17 protein-coding genes are annotated in these 12144 nt (G+C 54.5%); 6 read left to right on the forward strand and 11 right to left on the reverse strand.

What is annotated here, in order from left to right:
* Nucleotide 1: 1 nt before the first annotated feature.
* Complete coding sequence (locus tag RHK62_RS03905; RefSeq protein ID WP_302678933.1) at nucleotides 2-508, reverse strand: NAD(P)H-quinone oxidoreductase subunit J; 507 nt, start codon at nucleotides 506-508, stop codon at nucleotides 2-4.
* Nucleotides 509-542: 34 nt separating this feature from the next.
* A complete protein-coding gene (ndhC, locus tag RHK62_RS03910; protein WP_149820086.1) occupies nucleotides 543-905 on the reverse strand; it encodes a photosynthetic/respiratory NAD(P)H-quinone oxidoreductase subunit C in 363 nt (120 codons plus the stop codon).
* Nucleotides 906-1019: 114 nt separating this feature from the next.
* Here ndhC and RHK62_RS03915 point away from each other — a divergent pair, with 114 nt between their 5' ends.
* Nucleotides 1020-2009: a carbohydrate kinase gene (locus RHK62_RS03915; RefSeq protein WP_302678932.1), complete on the forward strand. Its 990-nt coding sequence runs from the start codon at nucleotides 1020-1022 to the stop codon at nucleotides 2007-2009.
* Here the strand turns inward: RHK62_RS03915 and RHK62_RS03920 are convergent.
* From RHK62_RS03920 to RHK62_RS03950, 7 genes are all read right to left on the reverse strand, one after another.
* The gene (locus RHK62_RS03920) at nucleotides 1951-2199 is read right to left on the reverse strand and encodes a hypothetical protein (RefSeq protein WP_190278043.1); all 249 of its coding nucleotides are present in this window, start codon (nucleotides 2197-2199) and stop codon (nucleotides 1951-1953) included. The two genes, RHK62_RS03915 and RHK62_RS03920, sit on opposite strands and share 59 nt — an antisense overlap.
* A 272-nt stretch (nucleotides 2200-2471) precedes the next feature.
* Nucleotides 2472-3614, reverse strand: a complete 1143-nt coding sequence (gene acsF, locus RHK62_RS03925) for a magnesium-protoporphyrin IX monomethyl ester (oxidative) cyclase (protein WP_149820092.1) — start codon at nucleotides 3612-3614, stop codon at nucleotides 2472-2474.
* A gap of 86 nt (nucleotides 3615-3700) precedes the next feature.
* The gene (locus RHK62_RS03930; protein WP_302678931.1) at nucleotides 3701-4069 is read right to left on the reverse strand and encodes an Npun_F0494 family protein; all 369 of its coding nucleotides are present in this window, start codon (nucleotides 4067-4069) and stop codon (nucleotides 3701-3703) included.
* A gap of 11 nt (nucleotides 4070-4080) precedes the next feature.
* Nucleotides 4081-4755, reverse strand: a complete 675-nt coding sequence (locus RHK62_RS03935; RefSeq protein ID WP_302678930.1) for a hypothetical protein — start codon at nucleotides 4753-4755, stop codon at nucleotides 4081-4083.
* Between the two features lie 173 nt (nucleotides 4756-4928).
* Nucleotides 4929-5672 (reverse strand): dienelactone hydrolase family protein, encoded by a 744-nt coding sequence (locus RHK62_RS03940; protein WP_310453300.1) that lies wholly within the window; start codon nucleotides 5670-5672, stop codon nucleotides 4929-4931.
* 10 nt (nucleotides 5673-5682) lie between these two features.
* Complete coding sequence (locus RHK62_RS03945) at nucleotides 5683-5868, reverse strand: hypothetical protein (RefSeq protein ID WP_149820101.1); 186 nt, start codon at nucleotides 5866-5868, stop codon at nucleotides 5683-5685.
* A 26-nt stretch (nucleotides 5869-5894) separates the two neighbouring features.
* Nucleotides 5895-6479 carry a thylakoid membrane photosystem I accumulation factor gene (locus tag RHK62_RS03950; RefSeq protein ID WP_225901648.1) on the reverse strand — a complete coding sequence of 195 codons (585 nt, stop codon included), beginning with the start codon at nucleotides 6477-6479 and terminating at the stop codon, nucleotides 5895-5897.
* Between the two features lie 178 nt (nucleotides 6480-6657).
* On the opposite strand from RHK62_RS03950, the gene RHK62_RS03955 reads away from it, so the two are divergent.
* Genes RHK62_RS03955 through RHK62_RS03970 form a run of 4 tightly spaced genes read left to right on the forward strand, consistent with a single transcriptional unit; the run spans nucleotide 6658 to nucleotide 9479 of the window.
* Complete coding sequence (locus RHK62_RS03955) at nucleotides 6658-7419, forward strand: DUF4382 domain-containing protein (RefSeq protein WP_310453301.1); 762 nt, start codon at nucleotides 6658-6660, stop codon at nucleotides 7417-7419.
* A complete protein-coding gene (locus RHK62_RS03960; protein WP_206201186.1) occupies nucleotides 7416-7898 on the forward strand; it encodes a carboxypeptidase regulatory-like domain-containing protein in 483 nt (160 codons plus the stop codon). The genes RHK62_RS03955 and RHK62_RS03960 overlap by 4 nt, the downstream gene beginning before the upstream one ends.
* 2 nt (nucleotides 7899-7900) lie before the next feature.
* Nucleotides 7901-8587 carry a cobalt transporter CbiM gene (gene cbiM / locus RHK62_RS03965; protein WP_310453302.1) on the forward strand — a complete coding sequence of 229 codons (687 nt, stop codon included), beginning with the start codon at nucleotides 7901-7903 and terminating at the stop codon, nucleotides 8585-8587.
* A complete protein-coding gene (locus RHK62_RS03970; protein WP_310438475.1) occupies nucleotides 8550-9479 on the forward strand; it encodes an AEC family transporter in 930 nt (309 codons plus the stop codon). The genes cbiM and RHK62_RS03970 overlap by 38 nt, the downstream gene beginning before the upstream one ends.
* Nucleotides 9480-9492: 13 nt before the next feature.
* Here the strand turns inward: RHK62_RS03970 and petM are convergent, their stop codons facing one another.
* Both petM and RHK62_RS03980 read right to left on the reverse strand, forming a co-directional pair.
* Nucleotides 9493-9594 carry a cytochrome b6-f complex subunit PetM gene (petM, locus tag RHK62_RS03975; protein ID WP_011057256.1) on the reverse strand — a complete coding sequence of 34 codons (102 nt, stop codon included), beginning with the start codon at nucleotides 9592-9594 and terminating at the stop codon, nucleotides 9493-9495.
* 51 nt (nucleotides 9595-9645) lie between these two features.
* Complete coding sequence (locus RHK62_RS03980; RefSeq protein ID WP_302676726.1) at nucleotides 9646-10008, reverse strand: hypothetical protein; 363 nt, start codon at nucleotides 10006-10008, stop codon at nucleotides 9646-9648.
* A gap of 110 nt (nucleotides 10009-10118) precedes the next feature.
* Between RHK62_RS03980 and bchD the strand changes: the two genes are divergently transcribed.
* The gene (gene bchD, locus RHK62_RS03985) at nucleotides 10119-12131 is read left to right on the forward strand and encodes a magnesium chelatase ATPase subunit D (protein ID WP_310438476.1); all 2013 of its coding nucleotides are present in this window, start codon (nucleotides 10119-10121) and stop codon (nucleotides 12129-12131) included.
* Nucleotides 12132-12144: the final 13 nt, after the last annotated feature.

Here is a 12144-nt window from a genome sequence, read left to right on the forward strand (position 1 = left end):
CTTAGTAGGCTTCCTGCAACTCGTAGAAGTCAGGGGTGATGTAGTCTTTGCGCAGCGGCCAGCCCACCCAATCCTCGGGCATAAGGATGCGCTTCAAATTTGGGTGCCCCTCATAGACAATGCCAAACATATCGTAGGATTCCCGCTCTTGCCAGTCGGCGGTTTTCCAAATCCAATAGACGGAAGGCACACGGGCATCATCCCGAGGGACAAAGACTTTAATCCGCACCTCTGGGGGGCGATCGGCATTATCACTGAGCTTGATCAGGTGGTATGTGCTCACCAAGTCTTGGCCGGGACCCGAATCATAGGCGGCTTGGCACTGCAAATAGTTAAAGCCGTCGGCATAGAGGGCTTGGCACACCGCCAGCAGGCGATCGCGATCCACTTTGATGATTTCTACGCCAGAGGCATCGGTACCGAGGGATTCCACACTCAGGTTTTGAGACTGGAGAAGGCGGTATACAGGGCCAGCTTCAACAATGGGGGCTTCGGGGGTGTCACTCATGTTCGCTGCTCCAACCTAAAGGCAATCAACTCACTCAAGACCATTCGAGGGCACGTTTGCGCCACGCATAAACTAGAGCCACGACCAGAATGGCAATGAAAATCAAGGCTTCAATAAAGGCCAGTAAGCCCAACTGATGGAAGGCCACCGCCCAAGGATATAAAAAGACCGTTTCCACATCAAAAATGACAAAGACGAGGGCAAACATGTAGTAGCGCACATTGAACTGAATCCACGCGCCACCAATGGGTTCCATCCCCGATTCGTAGGTCGTCAAGCGGATCATCCGCCCGGATTTGGGACGCAATAGCGCAGAGGCAGCTAAAGCCAGTACGGGTACCAGACCACAGATAATCAAAAAGCCAAGAAAATACTCGTAACCACTGAGAACAAACACGGTTGCAGTGTCCCTCGATCTTGGAATTGCTACCATTTTGACACACTCCCCTAGCGATCGCTAGGCTAGGGATCAATAGAAAAAACTAAATTGCCCTATAGCGAATCATTAGGGATGTCCCAACCCACTGTCCTCTGTGCTGGCGAAGTCCTCTTTGACTGTTTAGAAGTGCCCCCTGATCCCCCGCAGTGTTTTCTGGGGGGTGCCCCGGCCAATGTGGCCTGTGGTTTGGTGAAGTTGGGGGTGAGTGCGGCCTTTTTGGGGGCTGTGGGGGACGATGCCTTAGGGGAGCAAGCCTGTGCCGAATTAGCCGCTTTGGGCGTCAATATCGAAGCGGTCGAGCGGGTCGCTGGGGTGCCGACGCGGCAAGTGCGCGTTCAATTGGTGGGGGGCGATCGCCAGTTTGTGGGATTTGCGCCAGCGGGAACTTCTGTCTTTGCCGATATGCAGTTCTCTGGCCAGCAAGTCTCGCCATCGTTCCTAGCTGGGGCACAATTTTTCGTCACCGGCACGCTCGGACTAGCCAGTGAACCCACCGCCACCACCATTGAACATCTAGTCCAGCAACTGCGGCAAAACGGTGCCTTTATTCTCATTGATGCCAACTGGCGACCGATCTTTTGGCGGGATGCGAGTGCTGCTCCTGAACGCATTCGTCCTTTTTTAGCACAGGCGCATTTCCTGAAACTGGCCAAGGAAGAGGCGGAATTATTTTTCTCTGACAGTGATCCCCAAGTTGTCTATCGTGCCCTTTGGGGGACGGCACCTGACCATGCTGTGGTCATTACTGACGGGGATCAAACTATTCACTACTGCTGGCACGGAAATCAAGGGGAATTACAACCACCCGCCATGCCCGTTGTGGATACCACTGGTGCCGGCGATGGCTTTGTTGCGGGTTGGATTGCCCAGTTATTACAGGGCAGCCCGGAAATCTACCGTGACCCCCAATGGCAGGCTGCTTGTTTAGAATTTGCCACGGTGGTGGGGGCGCTCGTGACGACAAAACGGGGGGCGATCGCTGGTCAACCCACCCTTGCTGAGGTCACTCAATGGCTTCGGGATCATCCTCAAAGAAAAATACGGACGCACTCACCGCCCTAGCAGTGGTTGATGGGCTTGTCGCGATCGCTGGCTGATGTTCACGGCTAGGGATGGCTGCCGCCAAGGGACAGGCCCGCCAAAACCCCCGCACCGGCACATTCAGTTTTTCACAGGTACCACCACGCCGCCCTTCGGAATAATAGAAGCGGCAAAAGCGGCAAGTTGTGGGAGTGAGAATTGGGCTGTCCATCGCGGGGATCAACTCCGAAGTAAAATCTTTAGGCTCTCTACCTTCCATCCTATGAAATTGTCCTCAGCGACTTTTGCAGTGATCACAGGGTCAAAGAGGCCTAGGAAGCAGGTTTTAGCGATCCCCAGTGGTCAAAAGTGCTTTTAGATTCTTTTCATACTCCCGCAACACTCCGTAATAATACGGACATCAATTGTAGGAAAAGTGAAAAAAAGGTTACGCCCGCAGACGCAACCCATGGAGATCAGTATATTTTTAAGCCGCAGAGGAAATTAACGCACTGCCGCCGTCGTGGGTGCCTTGGCGGGGATCAAGAACAACTTGATCATTTGCCACACATTCGAGAGATAGAGGGGAAGTTTCTTCAGAAAACCGCCATTTTGCTTGCTAATTTCTGTCAGCTTGGCATTGTTTTCGACACACCGCTCTAACCGCTGATAAAATTCTGGATGATCGACATCGAGAATCACCGGAAAAACACGGCCTGCGGTTTCATTGGTTTTGGCAATCACCTCACGATCATACTCGCGGGCATCCAAGCCAATCGCAGCATAGAACTTCGCCCGTTGCAAATCGTTGAGGTACATTGTGGCAAAGACCGAGAGCAGGAAGAAGCGGCACCACAGTTTTGGTGGCAGCCAGCAGACCATGAAGTAGCGTGCCCATTTCTTACCAGAGAGGGACAGGGGAATTTCCTTAATCTTTTGCCAGAAGGTGCGCGGCCGATCGAGCATTTGCGGCTGGGCACGCATCACGGCATCAAAGAAGTCACCGTGGCGGTTTTCGTCTTGGCACCAGTTCTCAAAGAAGCGGAAGATGGGGTAGATGCGATGTTCGGGGTGCTTCTCCAGATGGCGATAGATCGTAATGTAGCGCCAGTAACCAATTTTCTCGGAGAGGTAGGTGGCGTAGAAGATGAATTCCGGTTCAAAGTAGGTGTAACTGCGGTGCTGCGTCAAAAAGCCAAGATCCAGCGATAGGTTAAAGTCGGCCATCGCTTTATTCAAGAAGCCAGCGTGGCGGGCTTCATCGCGAGACATCAGGGCAAAGCATTCTGCCAATAGGGGGTTGCGATCCTTGAGCTTGCGGCTGAGTTCTTTGTAGAGGAGAAAGCCAGAAAATTCCGCTGTGCAGGAACGCTCCAAAAATTCAATAAATAACTGGCGGGTTTCGCCATCAATGTGATCCCAAGACTGTTCAAATTCTGCATCCCGCACAAAGTGGTGGCGGTTGTAGTCGCAGCGGAATTCCTCAAGGATGGCCTGAAGTTCTGCTTTGTTTTCAGTAATGTCCATATTGGCCATCGCTTCAAAGTCAGTGGTATAGAAGCGGGGCGTGAGGATGGTTTCCTTGGCGGGGGCTTTAATGCCCGGCCGCAGTTCTTCAAACTCTGGTTTGGCGACGGTATTAACCATAAAAAGCTGCGTCTCGCTCTTGCTAACGGCACTCATAAAGCATGGTAGCGAAAATCCCCAATGCATTACAGGTCATTACAGAACCGTTACATTCCCCACCAGCGGCTGAGTTGATTGCGCCAGCGATCGCCCCAAGAGGCCGCCCATGTGGGTTGGCGATAACGTTGAATCAACTGTTGCCCCAAGGGAGTGAGGCGATAGCGATCGGTGAGGCCTTGGCCATCCACTTCGCGGCGCAGTAAACCGACGCGGATCAACCAGTCCAACTCTGCTTCTGCTAGGAGCACAGGCAAGGGCGATCGCGTGAATCCCGATTGAAGACCCGCTTCGCCCACAATTTCTAGGAGTGCCACACTCCGCTGCTGCATTGTCTGAAACAAGAGGGGCAAAAAGGGACTACAGCGCAGGGCGCGATCGCCCCGTTCCAAAACCTTCGGAGAATACGCGATCGCCACTGCCGCCAAACCTACAGAGAATTTAAGTGGCTGGTATCAATGAAGGTTGCCCGGTCATTCACTGACGTACCAGGGGCGGGGGGTGTGCGGGGCGATTGAGTTGCGGGAGAGGTTGATGGCGAAGAGGGAGTTTCTGCCTCCTGACGACGGCGATCGGGTAAGACCACGCGCTCCATGATGAACTCAATCGTGCCCTTGCGCAGCCATCCCCGTGCTACCAAAATATCGCCGAGTCTTGCCCCTGTGGCTCGCTGATCGGCTAAGGCAACTTCAATTTGTGCGGGTGTCACCAATTCTGCTTCAACCAGATAGTTCCCCAAGCGTTTCGTGTAGCTGTCATCATGGGGACGCTGGATAAAGGGGGGCTTTTTCGCAGGTGCCTCAGTCTCTGCTGCCACGCCTGGCAGGCTGTCAAAGTCACGTTGATCCCCCGCTAGGGCAACCAAGCATTCTTTGATTTTCATCAGAATTTCCGCTGCTCGCCGGGGTTGATTTTGCTGGGCTGCCTGCTCCAAGAGCCGTGCTTCTGCCTCAATCAGCGTTTGCCGGGATGCCACTGCTGCAACTTGTAAAATGCGTGCCTGCTGCTGAAGGACAGCCATATCTCGTTCAAGAAGGGCTTTTTTGCACTGCTTGAGAACAAGGGATCCCTGCTTCAGCAGAACTTTGTGGGTAGGAGTAGTCATAGACAGCAACAGCGGGGATAAAGAACATGACTTAAAAGAATATTAAAGCTTGGCAACTGCCTTTGGCATTGTTTAGGCGATGGGGAACACGCAATCTACTTTTACTATAGCCCTTTGTATTGAACCCATTCCGCTGCAACTGCGTCAAATGTAAAGGTTCTGTAAAGATAGGGTCACTGTTGCTGCCGTAGGACGGTGTTGAAGAGTTCTTTGACTTGTTCCCACGCATCCCGTGCTGCTGCTGCATCGTAGCTATCCCGTTGATCGCAGAAGAAGCCATGATCCGCTGGATAGATGAAGATGTGGTGGCGAATGCCGTGGTGGCGCAGCGCCGTTTCAATTTGCTTCACCTGTTCCATGGGAATACTTTGGTCGCGATCGCCAAAGAAGGCATAGAGCGTGCCGCGAATTTTCGGTGTGATTTCAATGGTGGGTAGGCCACCGCCGGGGGTCATGGTTGTCATCCCGGCGCCATAGAATGAGGCCGTGGCTTTAATGTCCGGTAACTGAGCCACCAGATAGGCCACATGACCGCCAAAGCAAAAGCCAATCGTACCAATGGCATCCCCATCCACATTTTCAAGGCCGCGCAGATAGGCAATGGTCGCTTGGGTGTCACTAAGGAGTTCCTCGGCTTTGGTTTGGTTTTTGTACTGCCGCCCCAAATCAATATCAGCGGCGGTGTAGCCCGTTTCAAAGCCGGGGGCAAAGCGTTGGTAAATGGCGGGGGCGATCGCCACATAGCCTTCGCGGGCAATACGTTCGGTCACATCGCGGATATGGGCATTGACGCCAAAAATTTCCTGAAAGACAATCACTGCCGGATAGCGGCCGGGGGCAACAGGCTCGGCTAAGTAGGCATCAATCAGCAGATCGCCATTGACCACCTTGACCCAACGACTGGTAATCTCCACCATCGTGAACCTCCTAGGCAGGAATGTCGAGGTCTGGAAACGTGCGCTTGAAGTCGCTAATCAATTCATCGAGTTCGGCGAGGGCGGATTCAATGTCAATGGTGAGGGTGCCATGACCGGGGAGTTCCAAGAGCTTTTTGAGGCTCTCCCGTTTCGCCAAAACAACTGCTAGACGTTCCTGTAGGGTGGGTAACTCCATCTTGTACCTCGCTGCAAAGCTCACTATTACTCTACCGTTTCGTTGGCCAGCTTCTTCCCTTTGACAGGTGGCGGGGGCACCAGTTCCACATTGATTTCATTCACAGGGCGCGGCCGCAGTTCCAGAGATTGCGATCGCGGCAGCAAATCAAACACTTCCCGAAACGTGTCATCGAGGGTTTCAAAGGGCACCACACCGATAAATTCCTGCCGCAATTGGCCTTGGCGATCGAAAATCAGGGTTTGCGGCACCCGGCCTTTGTAGTAGTAGCCCGCTTCATTGGCGGAGAACTGCGCCCCAAAGGGTAAGGCATCGACATCAATAGCGATGAAATCGGTGACGCGACCATAGTACCCCTGCAATTGGGAGATGGTTGAGGCAAACTGCTTGCAGTCGCGGCTATCGTTCACATAAAACAGCAGCAATGTGGCGCGATCGCTCTGACGCGATTTCTCTAGGGTGACCTTTGGTGGCACTAAGGAGCCATTGCCAGCGTAAAGAGCAAAGATATTCCCATCGTAGCGATCGTCTTGTAACCCCGCCCAACTCGGCGCTGTCCACAGTCCCCACAGCAGGAGGACAAGTCCTAACCAGCCCCAAACCCGTTTCATTTTTCGCTCCATCACGCTCTGTAAAGACACTATACCGCCACGCCATCCCCCTCCCGTGCATTGTAGAACCAATGCCACCCCTTCTAAGGTAGGAAGAGTGTCTTTATTGCTTTTGCCAATAGCTACAGGGGTGCTCTTTCTGGGGCTTTTTTCGGCGTGATCAGGCGTGATCAAAGGAATGAATCTATACCAACGTTTAGGGATAGTCACGATTTTCAGTACAGTGCTACTGGCCAGTTGTGCGCCCGCCTCGCAAAAGGGCACTCTCCAGCTCTATGCCAATGGTGAAGAGCGCTTGCAAACGGGATGGACAAGCAAAGATGGCTGGAAGCTCGAGTTTGACCATGTCTATTTGACGTTGGGTACGGTGACTGCCTACCAAACCCATCCCCCTTTTGATCCTGAGGCGGGCGATCGCCCCGACAGTGAAGTGACGGTTGTGTTTAGCGATCCTATGACGGTGGATTTGGTGAGTGATCAGCGTCCCCTTGTAGGCAGTGCTGCGGCGGCGGTGGGTCACTTCAATGCCCTGCAGTGGCAGACCCTCGCACCCAGTTTACAACTGGTGGGAACAGCGCAGCGGGGCAATGTCACTCTCCCCTTTGACATTACGTTGGATCAGCCCTTGGCCTTTGTTTGTGGCGACTACATTGGCGATGAACGCAAGGGAATAGTCACAGCGAACAGTTCCGCTGAGCTAGAGATTACGCTCCACTTTGATCATCTTTTTGGTGATGGCGCTGAACCAGCAACGGCGGAGATCAATCGCGACGCGGTAGGCTTTGACCCCTTTGCTGCCCTAGGCACTCCTGAGGGAGTCACGGTTGACTGGACAGGATTACAGCAAAAACTCAGCCCCAAAGATTTTGAAACACTGCGCAAAGCCCTTAGCGGTCTGGGGCATGTCGGCGAAGGTCACTGTCGGGAGGTTTCCTCATGAAAACAGTTTTAGCGAGTGTGGCTACCTTAGGACTGATAGTTCCCCAAGCCCTTGCCCATGGGGTTGAGTTGCGCTACAAACCGCAACAGGTGATTCACATTACAGCGCGCTATGACAGTGGCGAACCGATGGCAAATGCTAGGGTACAGGTCTTTGCCCCCGATCGCCCCCAAGAAGCAGCAATAACAGGAACCACCAATACCCAAGGGGAGTTTCAATTTGTGCCCGATCGCCGCGGTCAGTGGCAGGTGCAGGTACGTCAAGGGGGACATGGCGGCCTACTCACGATTCCGATAGCAACCGATGCCCAAGCAACGGCTGAGGTTGCTCTTACCGCCGTCCCAGAACCGCCAAGGACGGTTTCCCTGAGTCAATACACTCCCGCACAAATCACGGTCATGGTCTTGGCAGTGCTCTGGGGTGCCATTGGCACAGCTTGCTTTGCTTGGTCGCGGCGGCGGCTGCCAGTGGAGTCGTAGTCATGCACATCCCCGATGGTTTAGTGCCGCCCCTGTGGTGTGGACTGGGTTATGCCGGTAGCGGTGGTCTCCTGTGGTGGTCTTGCCGCCGTTTGCAGCGGGCAACGGTGGATCCGCTGGCGATCGTGCCGCGATTAGCTCTATTAACCGCTGCCTTTTTTACCGCCTCTGCGGTTTATATCCCGCTGCCTCCCGCCAGTGTGCACCTCATGTTCCTTGGCAGTCTGGGGATTCTTTTGGGGGAAGGGGCAATGATAGCCGTGGTGGCGGGATTATTTCTACAGGCGGTGATGTTTGGTCATGGCGGTCTGACGACCTTGGGTCTCAATGCGCTGATCATGGGGATTCCAGCGCTCCTTGCCGCTGCTGTTTTTCGGGGGCTGTGGCATCGCTGTCCGCCAAGGGGGCGATCGCTCCTCGGGTTTATCCTTGGGGCGGGGGCTGTGCTGTTGGCTGTTCTCTTATTTGGCGCAGTGATTCTCCTGAGCCTGCCAGCACCCTTGGATCAACAGCGGGAATGGCTAGCGATCGCTGCGATTGGGATTGGCCATTTGCCCCTTGCTATGTTGGAGGGAGTGGTCACGGCTTCACTGCTGGTCTTTTTGGCCAAAGTCAAGCCAGAATTCCTGTCCCAAGGCGTATGCTTTTCCCGTGAAAATTCTCCTTACCCTACTGCCGACCCTCGCTGAACTCTACGGATTAATCTTTCTGTGCATGGGCATTGGCTATGGCAGTAGCCGTTTTTTGCCATCAACGACGGGGGCTTGGCTGGCGCAAGGGTTGTTCTGGGTGGGGACGCCCCTAACGGCATTTAGTTTTATTGTCACCACCCCGATTACGGGTCACAGTACGTTGGCTCCGCTATTGGCGTGGCTAGGAATGGGGATCGGCGTCAGCTTGGCGTGGCTGTGGTTGCAGCAATATCCCGCTCACACGCGGCAGGAGCAGGGCAGTTTTCTCTTGGCGACCATGGTGGGCAACACGGGTTTTATTGGCTTTCCAATTACTTGGCGACTGCTGGGGCAAGAGCACTTCAGTTGGGCGTTGTTTTTTGATCTGATGGGGACGCTCCTCATTTCCTATAGTGCTGGCATTGGCGTGGCGGCGAGTTTTGGCGATCGCGCCATTTCCATCGCAAAACTGCTGTGGCACATTGGCCGGAATCCAACCCTTTGGTGTGTCGGCATCGGACTGCTGCTACGACAACATCCCCTACCCGCGATCGCCCAACAGGGACTTTTAACCTTGGGGTGGTTAATGGTGATTGCTGGATTGATCTATATGGGCATCTGCCTCGGTGAGGCTCCCCTCAAGCTCCGCTGGGAACGCATCATTCCCTGTCTGACGATTAAGATGCTACTGGTACCGCTCCTGTTGGGTCTCGGATTAACCCTCGTAGGCATCAGCGGCCGACCCCGTCTAGGGATGGTACTCCAAGCTGGCATGCCCCCCGCCTTTATGACCCTAATTCTGGCGGATGTATATCACTTGGACCGGGCTTTCGCTGCCAGTGTGATTTTAACCAGCCTCTTTGCCTTAATTCTTCTATTGCCCCTGTGGCTGGTGCTCTTTGCCGGGTAGGGGCATTTGGTGGCTAATCGTCGGGAGTCAAGCGCAACAGCAGGTAGCCTGCGCCTAAACCAACCAGAACCAGGGTAAACGTAATTACCGCAGTATTGAAAATCTCTTCTGCCATAGGGCGGCCTCAGCTAACAAGAACTCATTGTAACCAATTTGGCTCCTTTGCTTACCACGGCTCCAAAACAGGTTCCCGCAGTAGCTCATGGGTACCACGATTCACGGTCAAGAAGATCCCGCGGGGTGTTTTGGTCAATAGATACGTGTACTCACCATTGACGGCTTCAAAATAGTACCCTTGAGGACTCCAATCCCGCAGGGGCAGCCGAATTGATAGGCGCGGATCCTGCTTGTGTCGTGCCATATAGTAGGCGGGGCGATCGCCCCCACAGATATTCACCCAATAGCTACGAGTCTCCGTGGCCACAAAGGTACTTTCATAGGAGCGACAGGAAAGGGGGCGTGCCAGTGCCGCCAGTGGTGTCATCGTCAATAGGGCAACAGCCGCTAGGGTGGAGCCAACAAACCTCATGGTCATCTCGCAGCAATTTCTCACTCCAGTCTAGCCAAAGAGGCGGGAAAGGGTTTCACCCTCGGTAAGATAGATGATGACGACTGCTGTTTACCTTCAACAGGGATGCAATGACGCTCGCGATCGCCCCCTTTCCGATTACCGCCATTGTTGGTCAAGAAGCCATTAAACTTGCCCTGCTGTTGGCCGCGGTTGATCCCGGTTTGGGGGGGGTGATCATTGCCGGGCGGCGGGGGACTGCCAAATCTGTTCTTGCGCGGGGTATTCATGCCCTATTGCCCCCCATTGAAGTCATTGATCAAGGGGAGATCCCAGTACCGATCATTGCCAACCCCGATCCCCAACGTCCCCAAGACTGGGATAGCCGCTTGCAGGCTTGGCGCCAAAGTCATCCCGATGTTGCTTTGACCACCAAAGTGATTCCAGCCCCCTTTGTGCAAATTCCCCTAGGGGTCACCGAAGATCGCCTCTTGGGAGCTGTGGATGTGAGTCAATCGGTGCAGCGGGGTGAAGCGGTCTTTCAGCCCGGCCTCTTGGCGGCAGCCCACCGCGGCGTGCTCTATGTGGATGAAATCAATCTCTTGGATGAACAATTGGCCAATGTGCTGATGGCCGTGCTGAGTGCTGGGCGCAACCCAATTGAACGGGAGGGGATTAGTCTGGATCACCCCTGTCGTCCCCTGTTGATTGCCACCTTTAATCCCGATGAGGGAGAAGTGCCGCCCCATCTGCTGGACCGGTTTGCGATCGCCCTATCGGCGGATACGGTTCTGGGCTTAGATGAGCGGGTTGCAGCGGTGGATCATGCCACCCAATTTGCTGATTCGCCCCAAGCCTTTTTGCAGCAGTACGATGCTGAGCTAGAGGATCTGCGCACCCAAATTATTCTGGCGCGGGAATGGCTCAAGGAGGTAAAAATTCAACGGCAGCAAATTGCCTATCTGGTCACCGAAGCCCTACGGGGCGGTGTTCAAGGCCATCGAGCAGAACTCTTTGCGGTGCGGGTGGCCAAAGCCCATGCTGCCCTGAATGGCCGCAGTGAAGTGAATGCCGAAGATCTACGCCGCGCTGTTGAACTGGTGATTGTGCCGCGAGCCACGCAACTGGAACCGCCGCCGGAGCAACCACCGCCCCCACCTCCACCACCGCCCCCGCCGGAGAATCAGCAGTCTAACCCCGAAGAAGAACCCGATGAGCCAGAGACGCCACCGGAAGAGCAGCAGGAAACGCCACCCATTCCTGAGGAATTTGTCTTTGAGGCCGATGGCACGGTCTTGGATGAGTCGGTGCTCTACTTTGCCCAACTGACCCAACGCCAAGGGAAATCGGGGAGTCGCAGCCTGATTTACTCCCAAGATCGCGGTCGCTATATCCGCCCCATTTTGCCCCGTGGCCGAGGGGGTCGAATTGCTGTGGATGCCACCCTGCGCAGCGCCGCTCCCTACCAAAAATCCCGTCGCCTACGCCAACCCCAACGCCGCGTCATTGTTGAAAACAGTGATCTGCGAATTAAACGTTTGGTACGCAAAGCGGGTGCCTTGATTATTTTTGTCGTGGATGCCTCTGGCTCCATGGCACTGAACCGCATGAATTCTGCCAAGGGCGCTGTTTTACGCCTATTGACCCAAGCTTATCAAAACCGCGATATGGTGGCGCTGATTCCCTTTCGTGGCGAGCAGGCAGAGGTGCTCCTACCCCCCACCCGATCCATTGAAGCGGCACGGCGACGCCTTGAAACCCTGCCCTGTGGGGGTGGCTCTCCCCTTGCCCACGGCCTGACCCAAGCGGTGCGAGTGGGTTTGAATGCCAAGCAAAGCGGTGAGATTGGTCAAGTGATGATTGTGGCCATTACCGATGGTCGGGGCAATATCCCCCTGAGCCGTTCCCTTGGCGAAACTATTCCGCCGGAGACCAAGCCCGATGTCAAAGCGGAAGTACTGGAAATTGCCGCTAAAATTCAAGCCTTGGGTCTGAAGCTCTTGGTGATTGATACCGAGAATAAGTTTGTCTCCACGGGGATGGGCAAGGAATTGGCCCAGCAAGCAGGGGGTAAGTATTACCATCTGCCCAAGGCCACCGATCAGGCGATCGCCCAAGTGACGCAGAATGCCCTGCAATTTTAGCCACCAATAAAAA

Source organism: Thermosynechococcus sp. HY213, assembly GCF_031460975.1.
In the GTDB taxonomy this organism is placed as follows: Bacteria; Cyanobacteriota; Cyanobacteriia; order Thermosynechococcales; family Thermosynechococcaceae; genus Thermosynechococcus.

Bases quoted from the DNA above. Each gene is read 5' to 3' on its own strand.
- RHK62_RS03905 (WP_302678933.1), bottom strand. From the start codon at position 508: ATGAGTGACACCCCCGAAGCCCCCATTGTTGAAGCTGGCCCTGTATAC.
- RHK62_RS03915 (WP_302678932.1), top strand. From the start codon at position 1,020: ATGTCCCAACCCACTGTCCTCTGTGCTGGCGAAGTCCTCTTTGACTGT.
- RHK62_RS03920 (WP_190278043.1), bottom strand. From the start codon at position 2,199: ATGGACAGCCCAATTCTCACTCCCACAACTTGCCGCTTTTGCCGCTTC.
- acsF (WP_149820092.1), bottom strand. From the start codon at position 3,614: ATGGTTAATACCGTCGCCAAACCAGAGTTTGAAGAACTGCGGCCGGGC.
- RHK62_RS03935 (WP_302678930.1), bottom strand. From the start codon at position 4,755: ATGACTACTCCTACCCACAAAGTTCTGCTGAAGCAGGGATCCCTTGTT.
- RHK62_RS03940 (WP_310453300.1), bottom strand. From the start codon at position 5,672: ATGGTGGAGATTACCAGTCGTTGGGTCAAGGTGGTCAATGGCGATCTG.
- RHK62_RS03945 (WP_149820101.1), bottom strand. From the start codon at position 5,868: ATGGAGTTACCCACCCTACAGGAACGTCTAGCAGTTGTTTTGGCGAAA.
- RHK62_RS03950 (WP_225901648.1), bottom strand. From the start codon at position 6,479: ATGAAACGGGTTTGGGGCTGGTTAGGACTTGTCCTCCTGCTGTGGGGA.
- RHK62_RS03955 (WP_310453301.1), top strand. From the start codon at position 6,658: ATGAATCTATACCAACGTTTAGGGATAGTCACGATTTTCAGTACAGTG.
- RHK62_RS03960 (WP_206201186.1), top strand. From the start codon at position 7,416: ATGAAAACAGTTTTAGCGAGTGTGGCTACCTTAGGACTGATAGTTCCC.
- cbiM (WP_310453302.1), top strand. From the start codon at position 7,901: ATGCACATCCCCGATGGTTTAGTGCCGCCCCTGTGGTGTGGACTGGGT.
- petM (WP_011057256.1), bottom strand. From the start codon at position 9,594: ATGGCAGAAGAGATTTTCAATACTGCGGTAATTACGTTTACCCTGGTT.
- RHK62_RS03980 (WP_302676726.1), bottom strand. From the start codon at position 10,008: ATGAGGTTTGTTGGCTCCACCCTAGCGGCTGTTGCCCTATTGACGATG.
- bchD (WP_310438476.1), top strand. From the start codon at position 10,119: ATGACGCTCGCGATCGCCCCCTTTCCGATTACCGCCATTGTTGGTCAA.